The 17282-nt window shown below is 54.5% G+C and carries 20 protein-coding genes and 1 pseudogene; 15 read left to right on the forward strand and 6 right to left on the reverse strand.

Annotated elements, in window-relative coordinates; translation table 11 throughout:
• Positions 1–27: 27 nt before the first annotated feature.
• The 6 genes and pseudogenes from HNQ36_RS17515 to terL form a co-directional block, all read left to right on the forward strand.
• Positions 28–162 (forward strand): annotated as a pseudogene (locus HNQ36_RS17515) (methylisocitrate lyase); the annotation flags it as partial.
• A 217-nt stretch (positions 163–379) separates the two neighbouring features.
• On the forward strand, positions 380–1069 hold the full coding sequence (locus tag HNQ36_RS17520; protein WP_244432965.1) for an adenylate/guanylate cyclase domain-containing protein: 690 nt from the start codon (positions 380–382) through the stop codon (positions 1067–1069).
• A 435-nt stretch (positions 1070–1504) separates the two neighbouring features.
• Positions 1505–2245: a hypothetical protein gene (locus HNQ36_RS17525; protein ID WP_024577343.1), complete on the forward strand. Its 741-nt coding sequence runs from the start codon at positions 1505–1507 to the stop codon at positions 2243–2245.
• Positions 2246–2335: 90 nt separating this feature from the next.
• Positions 2336–3706 (forward strand): site-specific DNA-methyltransferase, encoded by a 1371-nt coding sequence (locus tag HNQ36_RS17530; protein WP_029659996.1) that lies wholly within the window; start codon positions 2336–2338, stop codon positions 3704–3706.
• Positions 3699–4127: a DUF5681 domain-containing protein gene (locus HNQ36_RS17535; RefSeq protein ID WP_024577345.1), complete on the forward strand. Its 429-nt coding sequence runs from the start codon at positions 3699–3701 to the stop codon at positions 4125–4127. Before HNQ36_RS17530 ends, HNQ36_RS17535 begins: the two co-directional genes overlap by 8 nt.
• Positions 4124–5593, forward strand: coding sequence for a phage terminase large subunit (gene terL, locus HNQ36_RS17540; RefSeq protein WP_024577346.1), 1470 nt, complete (start codon positions 4124–4126; stop codon positions 5591–5593). The genes HNQ36_RS17535 and terL overlap by 4 nt, the downstream gene beginning before the upstream one ends.
• Before the next feature lie 127 nt (positions 5594–5720).
• On the opposite strand, the gene HNQ36_RS17545 is transcribed toward terL, so the two are convergent.
• A complete protein-coding gene (locus HNQ36_RS17545) occupies positions 5721–6743 on the reverse strand; it encodes a hypothetical protein (protein ID WP_152527724.1) in 1023 nt (340 codons plus the stop codon).
• Between the two features lie 137 nt (positions 6744–6880).
• Here HNQ36_RS17545 and HNQ36_RS17550 point away from each other — a divergent pair, with 137 nt between their 5' ends.
• The 6 genes from HNQ36_RS17550 (at position 6881) to HNQ36_RS17575 (ending at position 10719) form a co-directional block, all read left to right on the forward strand.
• Complete coding sequence (locus HNQ36_RS17550) at positions 6881–7156, forward strand: helix-turn-helix domain-containing protein (protein ID WP_024577347.1); 276 nt, start codon at positions 6881–6883, stop codon at positions 7154–7156.
• Positions 7157–7293: 137 nt separating this feature from the next.
• Positions 7294–7515 carry a hypothetical protein gene (locus tag HNQ36_RS17555; RefSeq protein WP_024577348.1) on the forward strand — a complete coding sequence of 74 codons (222 nt, stop codon included), beginning with the start codon at positions 7294–7296 and terminating at the stop codon, positions 7513–7515.
• A gap of 97 nt (positions 7516–7612) precedes the next feature.
• Positions 7613–7966: a DUF3489 domain-containing protein gene (locus HNQ36_RS17560; protein WP_024577349.1), complete on the forward strand. Its 354-nt coding sequence runs from the start codon at positions 7613–7615 to the stop codon at positions 7964–7966.
• The gene (locus HNQ36_RS17565) at positions 7963–8451 is read left to right on the forward strand and encodes a DUF2924 domain-containing protein (RefSeq protein ID WP_024577350.1); all 489 of its coding nucleotides are present in this window, start codon (positions 7963–7965) and stop codon (positions 8449–8451) included. Before HNQ36_RS17560 ends, HNQ36_RS17565 begins: the two co-directional genes overlap by 4 nt.
• Positions 8441–9985: a recombinase family protein gene (locus HNQ36_RS17570; protein WP_024577351.1), complete on the forward strand. Its 1545-nt coding sequence runs from the start codon at positions 8441–8443 to the stop codon at positions 9983–9985. Before HNQ36_RS17565 ends, HNQ36_RS17570 begins: the two co-directional genes overlap by 11 nt.
• Before the next feature lie 188 nt (positions 9986–10173).
• Positions 10174–10719, forward strand: a complete 546-nt coding sequence (locus tag HNQ36_RS17575) for a hypothetical protein (protein WP_024577352.1) — start codon at positions 10174–10176, stop codon at positions 10717–10719.
• A gap of 71 nt (positions 10720–10790) precedes the next feature.
• Here the strand turns inward: HNQ36_RS17575 and HNQ36_RS17580 are convergent, their stop codons facing one another.
• The 5 genes from HNQ36_RS17580 to HNQ36_RS17600 form a co-directional block, all read right to left on the reverse strand.
• Entirely contained in the window at positions 10791–11453 is a 663-nt protein-coding gene (locus HNQ36_RS17580) for a TIR domain-containing protein (protein WP_184087189.1), read from the reverse strand.
• 41 nt (positions 11454–11494) lie between these two features.
• The gene (locus HNQ36_RS17585; protein ID WP_024578195.1) at positions 11495–12100 is read right to left on the reverse strand and encodes a toll/interleukin-1 receptor domain-containing protein; all 606 of its coding nucleotides are present in this window, start codon (positions 12098–12100) and stop codon (positions 11495–11497) included.
• Positions 12097–12771: a Thoeris type III anti-phage system protein ThcA gene (gene thcA, locus HNQ36_RS17590; RefSeq protein ID WP_024577354.1), complete on the reverse strand. Its 675-nt coding sequence runs from the start codon at positions 12769–12771 to the stop codon at positions 12097–12099. Before thcA ends, HNQ36_RS17585 begins: the two co-directional genes overlap by 4 nt.
• A 4-nt stretch (positions 12772–12775) precedes the next feature.
• Positions 12776–13936, reverse strand: a complete 1161-nt coding sequence (gene thcB4, locus HNQ36_RS17595) for a Thoeris type III anti-phage system protein ThcB4 (RefSeq protein ID WP_024577355.1) — start codon at positions 13934–13936, stop codon at positions 12776–12778.
• 82 nt (positions 13937–14018) lie between these two features.
• Positions 14019–14519: a TIR domain-containing protein gene (locus HNQ36_RS17600; protein ID WP_024577356.1), complete on the reverse strand. Its 501-nt coding sequence runs from the start codon at positions 14517–14519 to the stop codon at positions 14019–14021.
• A 311-nt stretch (positions 14520–14830) separates the two neighbouring features.
• On the opposite strand from HNQ36_RS17600, the gene HNQ36_RS17605 reads away from it, so the two are divergent.
• From HNQ36_RS17605 to HNQ36_RS17615, 3 genes are read left to right on the forward strand one after another with little or no spacing between them, the layout of a single operon-like run.
• Complete coding sequence (locus HNQ36_RS17605) at positions 14831–15781, forward strand: MvdC/MvdD family ATP grasp protein (protein WP_024577358.1); 951 nt, start codon at positions 14831–14833, stop codon at positions 15779–15781.
• Positions 15754–16527, forward strand: coding sequence for a hypothetical protein (locus HNQ36_RS17610; protein WP_152527723.1), 774 nt, complete (start codon positions 15754–15756; stop codon positions 16525–16527). The genes HNQ36_RS17605 and HNQ36_RS17610 overlap by 28 nt, the downstream gene beginning before the upstream one ends.
• Positions 16524–17132, forward strand: coding sequence for a hypothetical protein (locus HNQ36_RS17615; protein ID WP_152527722.1), 609 nt, complete (start codon positions 16524–16526; stop codon positions 17130–17132). Before HNQ36_RS17610 ends, HNQ36_RS17615 begins: the two co-directional genes overlap by 4 nt.
• Positions 17133–17282 lie beyond the last annotated feature (150 nt).

Here is a 17282-nt window from a genome sequence, read left to right on the forward strand (position 1 = left end):
TGTCGTAGCGCCATCGCTCCGCTTCGAAAGCGGAAGCCCGGTGTGCCGTTGCCGGCGAACATGACAGAGTTCAGCAAGACGCCATTCTTCACCGCGCAGGAGTTCAAGGACATGGGCTACCATATGGTCATTTGGCCCGTGTCGTCGCTGCGCGTCGCGAACAATGATCTACCCCCTTTGAAGTGGTCCTCCCTGAAGTATGATTTTCGGATGGAGGATAGGATCGATGGCAAGGAAAAGGAATACGGCTGAAGAGATCGTTGCGAAGCTGCGGCAGGTTGATGTGCTGATGGCACAGGGCCGGCAGGTAGCAGACGCAGTCCGGGCGATATCTGCCGAAGCCGTTCGATCCGATCCTGCTGCGCGCGCGGATCAATGCTTGCTTGCACAAGAAGCGCTGGCGCGACCGCGAGCAGAAGTACCTTCGCCGCATCGAGGACGAGACCGCCAAGTTCGAGCGCTGCTGTTGACCATCCTGCCAGGACAGGTGATTGGCCGCCTGAACCAAGGCGAAGCCGTGATCGCCGACCACTTCGAGGGTGTGAGCGTTCCGTTCGCCGATCTGGTCAGCTTCACCGAGCACTCGGCAAGGGTCACACCTGCAGCGATGGTCGAGTATTTGAACCGGCTGTTCTCGGAGTTCGATGCGCTTGCCCGCGAGCACGGTGTCGAGAAGATCAAGACCATCGGCGATGCCTACATGGCCGTCGCCGGCTTGCCCGATCCGAACCCCGATCCATTCGCAGTGATCGCGAGAATGGCGCTTGGCATGATCGATCGGCTAGGTCACGTCAACGGCCATTTCGGCTGGCCCTTGCAAATCCGGATCGGCATACATTCCGGTCCCGTGGTTGCCGGCATCATCGGCACGCACCGCTTCATCTACGACGTGTGGGGCGATACTGTAAATGTCGCCAGCCGGCTCGAGGACTATTCTCTGCCCAATCGAATCCATGTGTCCCAGGATACCGCCCGCCACCTCGTCGGTTCCTTTGCGCTGGAGCCGCGCGGCAGCATTGACGTGAAGGGCAAAGGCAAACTGGAGACGTTTTTCTTGAGCCGGATCTAGGCGCGCGCACCGGCGAGGTGCATCCGACGTCGCTCGGGCGCGCGAAGGCGATCGAAGCTTCTGCCGACCGACAACGCCCCACCCCGCTTTCCGTTACGGAAATTTAGATGTCCCGCCACCACGCCAACGACTGCCCGTCATGCCCGCGTGGCGGCTCAACTGGAAGGGTCATTTGAAGCTTTTTGCTCCCCTCGGACAGGCGCGCGACTTCCGAGTTGGGTCATGAGCGGAATTGGTGCTCAGCGTCGACAAGGTTCGCTTTCACACCAACTGCGGACATTCTGAGTTAGTGTGCAGAACAGCTTCGTGGAGCCAGGTGTCTTATTCCGTAACGGTCATTACGCGAATCTCGCCACCCGATCTGCCTAGTACAAAACTGTTTTTCCTTGCACCTAATTCAGGTACTGATGAATTGCGAAACCAGAGGCGCGCGCCGTGCCCACCATCAACGAGTTCATCGCGGAGTACGTCCAGCAACAGCTGGACCAGCCGCACGTCCGCGAAAAACTTGAAAACGCAATGGAGCCTCTCCTCGGCTTTTTCGGAATGGTGGGTATGTTGCTTATGCGCACCCAATACCTCCCTCCTTCTTCGGGTTATGAACCACTCTTGGTTGAGGAAAACTTCAATCAGATCGCCGCTCGCGGTATTGCGCATATTGCCATCAGGCATGGCAGGCGAATGGCTAAGGAAAGCTATTCGATAAAGCCTGCCGCTGATGCGATAAGGTTTCTGGCAAAGTCCGGTCGCCACTCCGACTCCGTATTGGCCCGAGCCAAGATTATTCTCAGCATTTCCGAAGAGACATCGGTTATCGAGACCATATTCGAAAGTGCGGGCTTAAATGAGTTCGAGTTTCTTGGACTTCTTAAGGATGTGGTGGACGGCAACAAAAATGGCCTGAAGCGCATTTCTGAAATCGCTGCTTTAGCGTCCCGAACGCTGTCTATTCGTCGCGGACCGAAGATTACTGCCGCTTCGGCAGCACATGAATTTTTCATGGAGCAAACGAAGGAAAAAATCGAACTGCGCGCATATACTTACGATGATGTCGTAGGTGACTTTACCGACCCACTTACAATGGCTACGCGGCGGGAATTTGACGACCCTCATTTTGATCCGAAGCCTGCTCGTCGAAGGCTGAAGGCTCGAAAGGGAACAAAAACGCTCGACTAGTCCTGAAGTTATGGTTTCGATGGCAATTAGTACCTTGGACATTTTTTAGCGTCTGACCTCCTCTTGGCAAAGAACGCCATGGAGGCCTCAATGAAAAACGACAATGCGAGCGTCTTTGTGCAGTCTCGCACAGTTCCAATTGCTACTTTAGCTCGCAATCCCCGAAATCCTCGCGTCCATTCGAAGAAACAGATCAGGAAGATCGCGTCGAGCATTCGCAAGTTTGGATTTCTGAATCCTATTATTGTCGATGAAAACAACACCGTGCTTGCCGGGCATGGGAGGCTGGAAGCAGCTCAGATTGGGGGCCTCACCCACGTCCCGGTCGTGTGTTTCGGTCATCTGACACCGTTACAGAAGCGCGCCTATTTGATCGCCGACAACAAAATCGCGGAAGAAGCCGGCTGGAACCGCGAACTCTTAGCGATTGAATTGAGTGAGCTGACAGATCTCCTGCCCGTCGAAGGGTTGGATGTATCCGTAACCGGATTCGCGACACCCGAGGTTGATTTATTGCTCGCGGACATGGGCAATGCCAGCGCTGCAGAGGAAAGCATGCTGGTGCCCCTCCCCAAGCGGCCAGTCACCCAGGAGGGTGATCTGTGGCAGTTGGGAAGGCACCGCTTACTCTGCGGCGACGCTCAAAAGACTGCCTCGTTCAATCGCCTCCTCGAGGGAACGTTAGCGAACGCTGTCTTCTGCGATCCACCGTACAACGTTCGAGTAAGCTCCATTGGCGGCCGCGGGCGAATTCAGCATCAGGAGTTTGCTTTTGCCTCAGGCGAAATGAGCTCTGATCAATTTCGGAAATTTCTAACTCGAACATTAGGAAACGGAATCCGCGTCTCCAAACCCGGCGCAGTTCATTTTGTTTGCATGGATTGGCGCCATGTCGAGGACCTCATCGCTGTGGGGCGCAAGATTTTTGGAGCGATGCTGAACTTAGCGGTCTGGAATAAATCGAACGCTGGTCAGGGCTCGTTTTATCGATCGCAGCATGAACTCGTCGGGATATTTCGTGTCGGCGAAAATCCTCACAAAAACAACATCGAGTTGGGGAGTTTCGGTCGTAATCGATCGAACGTGTGGAGTTATCCAGGGGTCAACACATTCGGACGTCATCGTCTGGCGGCTCTCGCGATGCATCCGACGGTCAAGCCGACCGCGATGGTTGCGGACGCCCTACTCGACTGCACTGCGCGTGGCGATGCTGTTCTGGACCAATTCGCGGGATCCGGCACGATCTTCCTCGCGGCTGAGAAAGTTGGTCGTGTTGGCTATGGGATCGAGCTCGATCCTCGCTACGTCGATGTCGTCATTCGACGTTGGCAGAGCATGACAAAGCTCGAAGCGATCTTGGAGGGTGACGGGCGCACATTTGAGGAAATCGAAGAAGCCCGCTCGAAAGCCTCCGTCGAAACATCCACGCCGTCTCAAGAGCGGGTGAACAGCCATGGCTAGTCGCAAACGCAAGCCATCCGACGACGCCGTCGGCTACGGTCGTCCCCCAAAGGCGACGCAGTTCAAAAAGGGGCAGAGCGGTAACCCGAAAGGACGGCCCAAGGGGAGCCGGCCGATCGGCGCGGTGCTCCAGGACGTTTTAGGCCAGCGGATTGCTGTCACTGAGAACGGCAAGACGCGTCGGCTCCCTGCCTTGGAAGTCATGCTCAGACGACTTGCCAACGACGCCATGCGAAGCGAGCCCGTCGCGCTCAAGCTGATGCTCTCGCTGTATGACCGATACGGTGGTTCAGGGGAAGCAACGATCAAGCTCGATGAGATTTTGGAAGAAGACAAAGCGATTCTCGCCAGTTTTCTGAAAACACCAGCCGCTGGTTCGACTCATTCTCGAAAAGCAAAAACAGGAGACAGCCGCAAATGACAGGTGATGGCCGCATACTGAACGCGCTCTTGCGTGCAGATTTTAGAGCGTTCGTGCACAAGGTATTTCTGACACTCACACCCGGACAAACCTTTATCCACAGCTGGCATCTGGATGCGATAGCAGATCGCCTGGAACGCGTACGGCGGGGCGAATGCAGGCGCTTGATCATCAATATGCCGCCGAGATCCCTCAAGTCCATCATGTCGTCAGTAGCCTTTCCTGCCTATGTACTGGGGCATAATCCCTCTCGTCGCATCATCTGCGCGAGCTATTCGGGCGAGTTGGCCAAGAAGCACTCGAATGACTTTCGCGCGGTACTGGAGTCGAAATGGTATCGAGCCGTGTTTCCAGGAACGCGCGTGGGAGCTTTCAAAAACAATGAAATCGAAATCGAACTGACTGCTAGAGGATTCCGATTGGCTGCCTCCGTCGGCGGTACGCTCACGGGCCGCGGCGGCGACATTATCGTCATTGATGACCCTCTCAAGCCGGACGATGCGTTTTCTGAAGCCAAACGCAACGGCGCGAACCAGTGGTTCACGAACACGCTGCTCTCCCGGCTAGACGACAAGCGCACCGGCGCGATCGTAATCGTCATGCAGCGGGTCCACATGGACGACCTGACCGGATTCTTGACCGAGCAATCGGACGAGTGGGAAATTCTTAACCTGCCCGCTATCGCAGAGCACGACGAGACAATCCAGGGTTGGAACGGCGAGCTTCACTTTCGAAAAGCTGGCGAAGTCTTGTCCCCCGAACGCGAGCCGCTCCATGTCCTGGAAGCGCTGAAAATGCAAATCGGGAGCGATGCTTTCTCCGCGCAGTATCAGCAGCTGCCCGTCCCCCCGGGAGGCGCGATGATCAAGCGTCACTGGATTGTTCGGTACAAGGAGCTGCCTCCCATGTCTGAACGCCTGATGATCCTGCAGAGCTGGGACACAGCTAATAAAGGAGGCCCGCAAAATGATTGGTCGGTTTGCACCACTTGGATCTTGGCCAGCAAAATGCGCTGGTTTCTGGTGGATGTCTGGCGCGGACGCGTCGATTACCCCGCCCTCAAGGCAACTGTCGAGGCCCAGGCGAAGAAATGGGGCGCCCGACGCGTCCTAATAGAGGATGCCGGCGCCGGAACGATGCTGGTTCAAGAATTACGTGCAAGAGTTCCGGGGATCATCGGCGTCAGGCCCGATGGGGACAAGGTTAGCCGGATGGCAGTTGCGTCAGCAAAATTTGAAGCTGGCCAAGCCCTGCTCCCCGAGCGCGCGCCATGGTTGGCTGATTTCGAATCCGAACTCTTCGCATTCCCCGGCGTCAAACATGACGACCAATGCGACTCGGTTAGCCAAGCGCTCCTCGACAAAAATATCCCGTGGATGAGTTACATCTCACCGGACGAGTGGAAGGTCATTGTTGCCAAGTCGAAAATACCTACGCCGTATGGCAAACGGCGGCGCTGGAGTTAGTGTAAATTGGCAGGTCGCCCGTTTGGCTACTATGCGCTCATAGCAGAAGGACTATTTACCAACTAACTCAAACGCTCTGTGTGCGAGCAGGTAGAATTGCATCGTGCACCCATTGCCGCGATCACTCCTATGGAGAAACGACCACGGAACTGGTCAGAACCGGCTTCTTCATCCGGTCCATCTGTTTCTCATAATCTTGCGGACTTCGAGGTTGCTCGCCGGGCAGAGACACCAGGAATATTTCAACCTCGAATGTCCCTGGGCGGAACGGCTTCCCCGCCCACGAAAATGGTCCGGCTGAGAAAGCGCCAGCCAACGCAGTTGTGGCGACACCGAGAACTTCGCCTTTTGGGCCGGCGGCTGGAAGGCAGTCATCCTCACACATGGGTCGGCCGGACGAGAGCAATTCGCGTGCATTAGGCAGGCGAGGCTTCGTTATCGACACAAGCAGCTTTGTGCCGTCAGGAAGATCTGTGTGACCTACGATAGTGGGGAACTCGCCTTTTGTAGCCGTCAGCGTCATGTTGTAGGAACGCGCCGCAGGCTCACCACCGGACATCTGACTCGACGAGTCATTTCGGGTACGGACCTCCTCGCTGCTGATCACATAACAGATGCGAAGCTGTTCGGACGATAGCCCGCTTCCGACAAGCCCAAATCCCGGCCTGCAATAATCCGGCTTGGGCTTGGCTTCCACGGCCGCGGTGATCCTGGCGCAACTTGCCGGAGAGAATCCAACGCAATACTGAGCTGGCGTGGGTTTCGGCTGGGGAGAAGATGAATCCTGAAATCGAGTCTCCTTTGCACCCGCGCATGCGATCTGACTTATTCGGCCGATGATTGATCGCGGCGGAGCATAGCTCGTTGGACCAATTCCGGGACCAGTGGAATCCCGATACTTTCCCTGGCAATCAAACCAGAAACGACGCATGTTCTCCGGATTGTAGCCTGGTCCCTCTACGGCATAGACAACGGACTCGGCGGTCCCGTTATTGAAGTGCGAAATTGAATTCAGGTCGACTTGATAAACAGCGCCATTGTCTGCTTCGACCTTTTGCCATTGAGGTTTATAGGCTGCTTGAGAAAATGCTGAATTCGTAATTGCCACCGCCCCTATTGCAATAATTAAAGTGCCTTCAACAACACGCATCGGCTGCCTTTCCCTTCCACCAGCCTCATCGGACCGGCTCTCGCAGCCATAGCGTGCTTTCTCAAAAATATCCAGTTTTGGGATAATCCGTTTCTGGGATCAAATTGTGTGCCGCCGATTCACGGCCTTGGCGGCGCATGCAGAAGACCCTCAAATCCGCGGAATATGCCCGCCTGATCGACCTGCTTGTCGCAGTGCGGAAATCGGCGGACGTTCGCCAGCAGGCCTTGGCCAAGAAACTTGGGCGGCCTCAATCCTTTGTTGCGAAGTATGAGAACGGGGAGCGCCGTCTTGATGTCATCGAATTCACGGCCATTGCGCGCGCTCTTGGCGCCGATCCTGTGAAGCTGTTCAAAGACTACGTTGGCGGAAAGGGCTCGCCCAAAGCCGCCTCAAAGCGTCCGACTAAATAAGCCGTGCAGCTTCGGGCTTCTTTTTTTGATCACAACGTGATCCGGACTGGCCGATAAGAGCCATAAGATTGCTGCGTTTCCGCTCGACTTCCCCCGCACGTGGAGCGTCACTGTCGCCGCAAATCGGAGGCAGAATGATGGATCGCAAAGTTACAGAACAGGCAATCGGGCTTATCCTCACCGAGATCGGCATTCGCCTTGGCGAGGCCGCGCGGATTGCCAAGGCCGCGGAAGCCTGCGCGCTGGCCGGCAGTGTCGCCGAGGGCGTCAGAGTTTCGATGGATCTCGAACAGATTTTCTATGAGACCGGCCGCTTGCAGGATGCAGCTTCCCTCCTGAACCGGTTGTCGAGCGACTAAGGATCTCTTCCAACCGTAAGGTTCTCTGCCCGTCGGCAACCGACGGGCTTGCGGCAGTGGCGGCACAGGATGCCGTCGTGCACGCAGGAGAACCGAAATGCCCATCAGCAATCGAAAGCCCTCTCGCAAGACCGGGCGTAAATCCTCACCGTCATCAAAGCGACCGACGAAACCGGCCTCGAAGGCTCAGCTGCCTGTCGCGCCGAAGAAGCCGGTCATGGAGAAGACGCCGAACGTGGCCGTGTCCAAGCAGGACAAGGTCCTCGAGATGCTCCGTGCGCCGTCCGGCACCACCATCGCCGCCATCATGAAGGCAACCGATTGGCAGCAACATTCGGTGCGGGGTTTCTTTGCGGGCGTAGTGCGCAAGAAGCTCAAGCTGAACCTGACCTCGGAGAAGGTCGGCGACGAGCGCGTCTATCGGATCGGCAAGACGGCGTCTGCGAAATGATCCAAGCGCCCTCCTCCATGAAGCCAGTTGATCCCACGGTGGAAGCCGAACTGGATCGGCTGGCGACAGCTCCCATCGTCGAACTGCGCAAATATTACCGGGAGGTGCTTCGAACAGATCCGCCAAAGGCGTTCGGTCCGGACCTGCTACGCCGGAGCATCGCCCAGCGGATTCAAGAAAAGGCCTATGGCGGGTTGTCCGGCTCGACCAAGCGCCTGCTCGATCAGCTTGTGAAAGCCATGGCCGCCAAGCCAACCGGGAAGCTGGAGTTGCCGCGCCGGATCAAACCGGGCTCGGAGCTAGTCCGGACGTGGAAGGGAAAGACTTACCGCGTCGTGGTCCGGCCCGACGGTTTTGCCTATGACGGCAAGACCTATGCATCCCTCTCCGAGATCGCATCCCTCATTGCCGGTAGCAATTGGAATGGCCCGCGGTTTTTCGGCCTGCGGTCGAAGCCTTCGAGGGAAGCGGCAGATGGCAAGTAGCGTCTCCAAACCCCTGCGCTGCGCCATCTACACCCGCAAATCGACCGAACATGGGCTGGAATTGGAATTCAACTCGCTCGATGCCCAACGGGAGGCTTGCGAGGCATATATAAAGAGCCAGGCATCACTCGGCTGGAAGGTGCTGCCGCAGCCTTACGATGATCCGGCATTCTCCGGCGGCAACCTCGAGCGTCCTGCCCTCAAACAACTTCTGAAGGATATCGACGCAGGCAAGGTCGATGTCGTCGTGGTCTACAAGATTGACCGCCTCACCCGTTCACTGGCCGATTTCGCCAAACTGGTCGAAGCGTTCGATGCAAGATCGATTTCTTTTGTCGCCGTGACGCAGCAGTTCAACACCACCACTTCGATGGGCCGGCTAACCTTGAACGTCCTGCTGTCCTTCGCTCAATTCGAACGCGAACTCTCCTCCGAGCGTGTCCGGGACAAGGTCGCCGCCTCGCGCCGCAAGGGGAAATGGACCGGCGGGACAGTCCCGCTCGGTTATGACGCACGTGAAAAAAAGCTCGTCATAAACTCGACCGAGGCAGAAACTGTCCGCATTATTTTTCGGCGTTACATTGAGTTGCAATCATTCGGCCGCCTGGTTGCGGATCTCGATAAGCGCGGCATCGTCACCAAGCGGCGAAACACCAAGGTCAAGAAATTCAATGGCGGCATCCCATTCACCTATGGTCCCCTCGCCCATTTCTTGAAAAACAGAATTTACATCGGCGAAACCGGTCACGGCGGCAAATGGTATCCGGGCGAGCACAAAGCAATAATCGACCGAAAAACCTTCAACAAGGTTCAAGAACTGCTCGCGGCCGGCACCAACAAAAGGAAAATTAAACGATCCGAAAGCGGAGCACTGCTGATGGGCAAACTGTTCGATGATCGCGGCAACGCAATGAGCCCAAGCTTTTCGTCGAAGAACGGCGCCCGCTATCGCTTCTATGTCAGCTCCGCAATCCTGCGTGGCCGCAAAACCCAAGCCGGATCGGTCGCGCGCGTCTCGGCAACCAACATCGAACAGACCGTGATGAGCGCTCTGCGCGAACGTTTGAAGATCGATAAGGCCATGTTGGATGCGGATATTATCGGTATCTATGTTGCGCGTGCCGAGCTAAGCAGCCGTGCCATCAAAATCACCACATCTCCAGCAGCGAAGCTTCGATCCAGCCAGTTCACAATTCCTTGGCAGGTGCGCCGACCGGGTTCTGCAACTGTCATTGAAGCAGGCAGCGAAGGCCAGCCCGACGCAAAACTGGTTCAGGTCATTGTCCGAGGCCATGCATGGTTGCGCGCTCTAAAGAACAACAAATTTGACACTGTCGAAGCGCTAGCCGCCTCGGTCAAACTGCATCCAAAGGCAGTGCGGCAGGAACTGCGCTATGCATTTCTCGCACCAAACATCACAGCAGACATTTTGAATGGCGATCAGCCGTCGAACCTATCCTTGGTCCGGATCCCAAAGACCTTACCGCTGGCATGGTTCGAGCAATGCCAAGCGTTGGGATTCAAACCGGGATAATCCGATAACATCGGTGATCTCAGAGAATTTACCACTCTCATGGTGGGTCAGCATAACTCGATGCACCGTGTGATTGACAACAAACGTAGCCGAGATAATTCTATGGTACTGGCTGCCGCTTAGTGTCCAAGACTGGGGTTAGCCAGCAGCAGCCCGATCGGTGAGGTGACGTCCACAGTGAGTCTTTGATGATCGGCGTCTTTATTGATGGAAACGTTTGGAATTTCCTTTACGAGAGGCATCTTGACCTAGCCGTAGAACTGCCCGCGCCTGAATTCGCCATCATGCATACTCGCGAAGCGGAATTCGAGATACCTGTCGGCAAGCCCGACCTAGACGATTTCATTCGCAAGACCATGCAACGGTGCAACGTCCGCACAGATTCCATCTTCGGATTTGCTGACGATACCAAGTCACTCAACGAGCAGCGGTTTGGCGGATTCGATCAAGGGCGATTCGCCGCTCCCGAAGAAATCGATTTCATGCTGAAGTACGGAACATCTGGGATAGTACGCCCTACTAAGCTTCAAAAGCACGAAGCCGACATTTCGCTAGCAGCGAAGTCGTTTCACTCGATCGTCCTGACATTGGACAAGCGCAGCAGCCCTCTGCGCGCGGCGCGCGGTGCCGGGGGCAAAGTAGTGTGGTTAAATGACATCGATCAAAACAGTCTAACGTTAGCAACGTATGTTCGAGCAGCGATCGAGCACCGAACTGATGAACCTCGCCAATAGTCATTCTAAATGTTGTCTTACATTTGTGCAGGCAAGGTAGCTCGCTCTCTAATGTTGCGACAATCCTTGCGTTAGCGACCCGCTTCCTGCGCTGCAAGATCTATCCATGCCCCGATGTTTGCATGTCCATTATTCTTCCAGTCGTACAGGCGCACGAACTCGGACAGCCGAAGAGGCTCTCCTTGGCGAGGTTTTTTCATGTATTTTGGGACCTCGATCGGCGTTGTGTGCTTTCCGTACCATTCCCATTTATATTTTCCGCTAACCGAGCGACGTTCACATAAATAGTAGCTACCGTTCTGCCGCGCTGCCACCCCCAGATAGCGACATGGGTTTTCACCTAATTTATTCACTTCGCCAGTCTCATGATGTTTTATTGAATTTATATTGACACCCAATAGTCCCTTTCCATCGATAACGCTGCGAGCGATTTCGTATCGCACCCACGGCCGTTGCCATGTGGCCGAACCTATGAGCACACAAACCGCTGAAGTATTGTGAACACCATCTCTAATCATCTTGCGCAACGCCTCATCACTCTCTGTTCGCTTCTTCTCCCACAAGCTTTTGTCGTAGTAGCCTTCGATATGCCTTCCTGAATCCGACGATGATTGCGCGAATTCGCCTGATTTTCTTACGACATTTACACGAAATACATCCTTGTAATGGAACGAAAAGAATACCCGCCGTTTCGTAGGCGCAGGAATTCCGCTCAAAGAAAAAATTCCGGACAAATCGCATCTCTCCATTAAGCAACGCTCGGGAAACATAAGCGCTAGAAATTTCGAGGTCGCATTGATACCGATTGCCCCGCACGCCAGTGGTCAAAGCCAGTGGAGTTTGGGGATTCGATGATGGTTATTCCTCGGCTGTTTGTTACGATCGGCCGAACGACCATCAGCTCACCCACTTCATTGAGTTCAATGTACGGATAAAGTCCGAGGAATTCTCGTCCTCGATAGCTCCGTTTCGCCTCTGGTAATACAGGTAGTACTCCAACCAAACCTTTTCCGCCGTCGAACCAGCCAAGCTCCCAGCACATCCATCGCGATTGCTCCGCCTGTTCCGTGTCAATGAAAAGGAGTGTATCGCTAGCGGACATCGCGCTGCGAATAGTTTCCGCGTTGGCTGGTGTAACCTGCGCGCCCGTCTCGTTTCGCGCCGTAATCCAATCGCAAAAGACTGTCAGGCCTTTTTCAACGAGAAAACTGTAGACTCCGAGGACTATTTCGGCATCTCTGGCGGTCTGCGACAGGAAAACGTTATATCGTGTTAGCGATTGAGTGGATTGTCTTTTGAGCAACTCGTCTGCGCTCTGGCCTGCCCTTTGAACCCACTCCCGCGCACGTTGGCGCATCGATTCTTCCGTCAAGAACGTCATGGTGACATCAGCGTGTTTGGCTTTGAGTTCGGCGACTTAAAAAATCGATCATTGACGTTTTTTGGTTGTTCTTCGGGGGTGTTGTAACGGTTCTCCCTCGGAGAAATATCAAGATGACGGTGGAACAACGCGACATAATCCATGTCGTTCGCAAGATCAGATTTGAACCCCGGAACGGCGTCAACTAGCTGCAGAACGGCTCCTCCGGTAGACGCTACGGGAAGCATTCTTGCTTTGGGTTGAAGGTGTCGGAAAAGGTTGAACTCGTCGATGATGCCTTGCATCCCCCCGATAAAGACCGCAGCGCTGTAGCGCTCGTCGGCAAACATCGACCTTCGCATTTCCATCAGGCTCTTCTCGCGATCGTGATCGATATCCGCTGTATAAACTACGTTCTGAAATCGAGCATTGTCGTCCGGAAAGTCTTCTTCAAAATGACGGGTTTGATAAAGCTTCACCCACCGCCCGTAGTCCACTCCCAGCCGTTGGGCGACAACCCAAATCATCGGCGTGATTGCGGGTTGCCCGCCCCATACCAACGGCCGACGGCCCAATGTCACATGAATGAGTGCGGACACTGCCGCCGTTATTGCGACGGTGTCCGCTGTTTTCGCGAAGTCGGGCCCTCGTTTTGGGTCAGGCATTCCGGCGGAAAGAAAGATCGCATTCATGATTTTACGCCTCCCGTGCCGCAAGGATCCACGCCGCTTCTGACACACTCATGGCCTGAACCGACTTTATGTTGTCATCTAACCATTTCAGGTGTGACTTCCACTGTTCGCCGATGCCCACGTCGTCATAAACCAAGACAGGACCAGGCCCGTGACCAGCGCGTTTCGCCTTTTCCTCAATGTCATTTAGCAGATCGGCGGTCGGCACGCCGACAATGGGATAAGCCCAAACAAGCCCGCCACCATTGAGACGGATATTGATCGCTCTGTGGGGCCCAATAAACTTAACCTCGGCTCCAATCTTTTTGACCTCTGCACCCAGCTTTCCGGTGATGGACATGTATCGAGACGCGATGCTGCGGCTCCTCAGGCTTTCGACCGCAAGAACGATTCCTTCAGCAGCGGCGTCCGCAATCGGCCCTTCGGGGTCTGGAAGATCCGTATGGTCCAGATAGGTTGTCTCAGCCATATCCGTGAGGCGGTTGGGAGAATGGTCGGGCCAAATGACCCTCAAGATGTGTATTTCCTTGGCGAGTGCGCGACTGAATTCCTGCCGGGTCCACTTACTTTCGAAGTAAGCAGGCGTATCAAGTACGACCATGACGTCCGAGTCACATAGGCGATGCCACAGGATGTCTTGAAATTGATTCCCTGGCCGAATGTCATGGGTATCGAGAAAGACATCGAATCCTCGAGCCCTCATCAGATCGTGCAATTGAATTGCAGCGTTTCGCGACTCGGTACGGCGGTAACTCACGAAGACTCGACGCTGTGCACGAAGAAGTCCCAGGCACTCAAGCAAAGCGACCGCCAGTGCTTTCATCTCAGGATCGTCCGTCCTTCGACGCAGCGCGTTGGCAGCGTGTAGAAAGCTAGGAATAGATGCTGCGAATTCTGCATCGGCATCGATCGTTGGAATGATTGGAGCGCTCTCAAATACGATCTGCCGTGCGGCTTCAATGTCTCTGTGTTCAGATCCGCCGAAATATACTGCCGCAAAGGAGACGTGCCGATTGCGGCTTGCGCAGGAGGGCCCATCATGAAGCAAGATTTCGGATCCCATCTCCAGCCCAAAGTCGGAGAGCATGTTAGAAATAGTTCTAATCAAAGTCCCTTTCTTTTCATCTGACACTGAGCCAATGATCGCTATTTCATAGAGGCTCATTCTATCTCCGTAATAAATAGGTCATCGTTGCTGGGTGAAACGGAGAGCGAATATCAGCCTCAATGTGCGATCAGCTTTGCGATTAATCTCTATAATTAGCTCTCGCCGTAATGGCGGTTGCGACGAGGCCGTCAATGTTGTCTCGAATATTCGCGTAAATCGCCTTGCTATCCCCGCCGGCCGGATTCCACAGACTAGTGACAGACGACATCGGCCGGCCGCCCGGGATAGTGATGTAAGAAAAAGGATCTGGCCCGGCGGCCGAGGTTTGCGACTGTCTGTTCAGCAGGCCGTGAATCCGTATACCTACGATACCTTTACCCAGCTCCCAGCCTTTACGGATTTCATACATCACCCACTGTCTCATAGCGGTTTGGGCGCCTACCAGCACAATGACGCAGCTGCGACCCACCAATTGCCCATCTATCCATCGCTGGATCGAAGCATCACCGCCCCGTTTTACAGTCTCCCAATCGTTGTCCGACAGCTCCGAATTTCCTTCGAGAACGCCCATGTTGCGTACTTGCGACGCGCGCCAATGGTCCTGATCGAAGTGAAAACTGAAAAATGCGTTTCGAGCCATATGCGGCCTGTGTTTCTCTATTTTAAGCAATTGATCCCTATGCCACTGTGCCGAGTACCATTTGACAATAACACCCGTCCAGAGCGTCGAATCTGCCGCACTGCAGCAACATTTTCACTGAGGATTGCCATGACTGATCACGTTCTAATTCAGCTTGCCGTTCGTCGGCCTCACGTTAACGCACCAACCCTCCCCGAGGGAGCCACATACGACACTATTTCGGGATGCTGGCAGACGCGCGGTGAAGGCGGCCTTACACCCATGTCAACAAAGAAGAACGACATAGAAACCGGCGAGGACATGAAAGGAGAGTGACAACCCGCGTCCTCATCCTTTCGAGCATTTACGATTTCGCCGTCGATCTTGTCCTGCATCGCCTCCGCGAGAACAATATTACCTATCTGCGTCTTAACAGGGAGCAGCTAGCGGACCTGCGCCTGAGCCTCGATCCGGCGACCCGCACGATGAATATCCGGGGGCTGGGAATCGCATCATCCTTGGGGCCTGACCTTGAATCAGTTTGGTACCGAAGCCCAATTTTCCTGCGTAACACAGCGGGAGGCAAGTTATCTCTCGGAGATCAACTTGCTCGATCGCAATGGAGTGCGTTTCTTCGTAGCATGATGATCTTTGAAGACGCGCGTTGGATGAACCACCCGGGAGACATATATAAGGCCGAAGTGAAACCTTATCAGTTGCTGGTGGCGGCAAAATGCGGGTTCGCGATTCCGGAAACAGTTGTTGGGAATGACGTGGAGGAGATCCAAAGGCGCTTTCCCACGCAAGTTGCCATTAAATCTATCGATACGGTCTATCTTCGCGAAGACGCCGATGTGTTGTTCACATACACCAACATTATTCCGTCCGAGAGACTTTCAGATTTAAACCTTCATCAGGCGCCACTCATCGCTCAGCAACCTATTACGCCAAAAACGGACATTCGTGTTACCGTCGTCGGAACCTCCGTATTCGCATACAAGATACTCGTAAACGGTGAAGCAGCATTGGGTGATTGGCGTCTCCACAAGCGTGAGGAGATCCGGTACGAGCCGATGGTCTTGGCCCCGAATGTTGAAGAACGCTGCATAGAGCTTTGTTCGGAGCTTAAGCTTTCGTTCGGGGCAATCGACTTGATCGATTCGGACGGTAAGATCATTTTCATCGAAATCAATCCAACCGGTGAATGGGCTTGGCTTCCAGGAGCAGAAGCAACTGCGGGGGCTGCGATTGCGGCATGGCTGGGCGCGAAGGAAATCAAATAGTGACTGCGTTAGCAAAGCGTATTTTCGAAGAACTTTTCCCATTCATCACATACCTGCGGCTGCGTTCGAAGGTCCTAGGTGAAGTCGCGGAATTTTCGATAGGCAGCATGCCGGATGGGCCTATCCTAATCGCAGTCCGTATATACGCCAGCGCCGCACCGACGGACCTCGAGGACGGCCTCATATCCGAGCAAAAACGCGGAGTAACCCTAGACGAAAAAACCTTCAGGCACGCAGCCTCCATAGCGACTGCACTCACAATTGCTTCCGCAGCGACGGCCGCAGTTGCGCAAATGCTCCCCGGAACAGAATGGAAAATTGCGGTGGTGGTGTTCACCATTCCCTCAATCTTTTACATAACTGCAGGAGGATTGCTGGGACTCGCGGCAGCGCGGACACTTACAATGTTTGGAACCGGGATGAGATTTACGCTCGACAGCAAGAACGCAAGTCCTTCGATGAAACCAATCGTTATCGCGCACGCCTTAGCATGTCAGGAAAGAGTCAACCTCGTTCGGGTCGCGCGAAACGAAGTCGCCTTCATGTTGATCCGAAATGGCTTTCTTTGTATCGTCGCAGCACTATCTATCGCTTTGTGCGGCGCTATGTATGCAAATAAAGATGATGCCGTCGAGCGAAAGGTGTGGTGTGCTGCATCTGAATCGACAGGGCCGAGACTGCAAAAGTCAGATACTCAGCCAAACAGCCGATCAAAGCCCCGTTACCAGCTTGGGCTGTCAGCGTGACGTTCTTCACAGCCCCTTCTGTAAGGGTGCGCGCGCAAAATCGCGCAAGCCGCATCGGCTTGAGTGTACCCGAAGCTTTCAACAGAGAAGCCAAAAAAGAAGAACCGCGATATGATGTATTTCTTTCGCAGACAGTCAGAGATCTCGATCTGGTGTATGGGGTCTATAGCATTCTGAACGAAGATCTAGGTCTCGCCGTTTTCTGCGACTGGATCGCTTCAGACGCCGATCGATCTCACGTGACCCCCCGCCATGCTCGCGCCATACGCGACGCGATGTCGAAGAGCACGAGTTTTGTTTTCCTGGATACGCCAAACTCATCTCAATCCACTTGGATGTCTTGGGAATTGGGCTGGTTCGACGGAACGAGCGGCCGGATAGCCATTTTTCCCATCCTCAATGATCCCTCAGAACAATATCGGGGCAGAGAATTCATTGGGCTTTATCCAACCGTTGAAAAAGATTCCCGGCACACGCTCGTGGTTCGATTATCGGATGACCTCATCAGAGCACGCGTGCCTGCGGGTGTCGCGATGGGCCTTGCAACTTCACTGCCGTTTACGTTTTGGCTAACACAAAAATCGGCGTACCTGAGCGGGACATGAAATATTCCCTTCTGCAAATTTTCGGCACCCCAAACCATACTTATTCTGAATTCGCGTGATTCTTGTGCAACATCGAAAAAATGGATCGGTCTGATGCATTTGTCGAAACGGATAATTCTATTGCTCGAGGGTACCGGGAATGACTCCGGC

This window comes from Afipia massiliensis (genome assembly GCF_014203115.1).
Lineage (GTDB): Bacteria > Pseudomonadota > Alphaproteobacteria > Rhizobiales > Xanthobacteraceae > Afipia > Afipia massiliensis.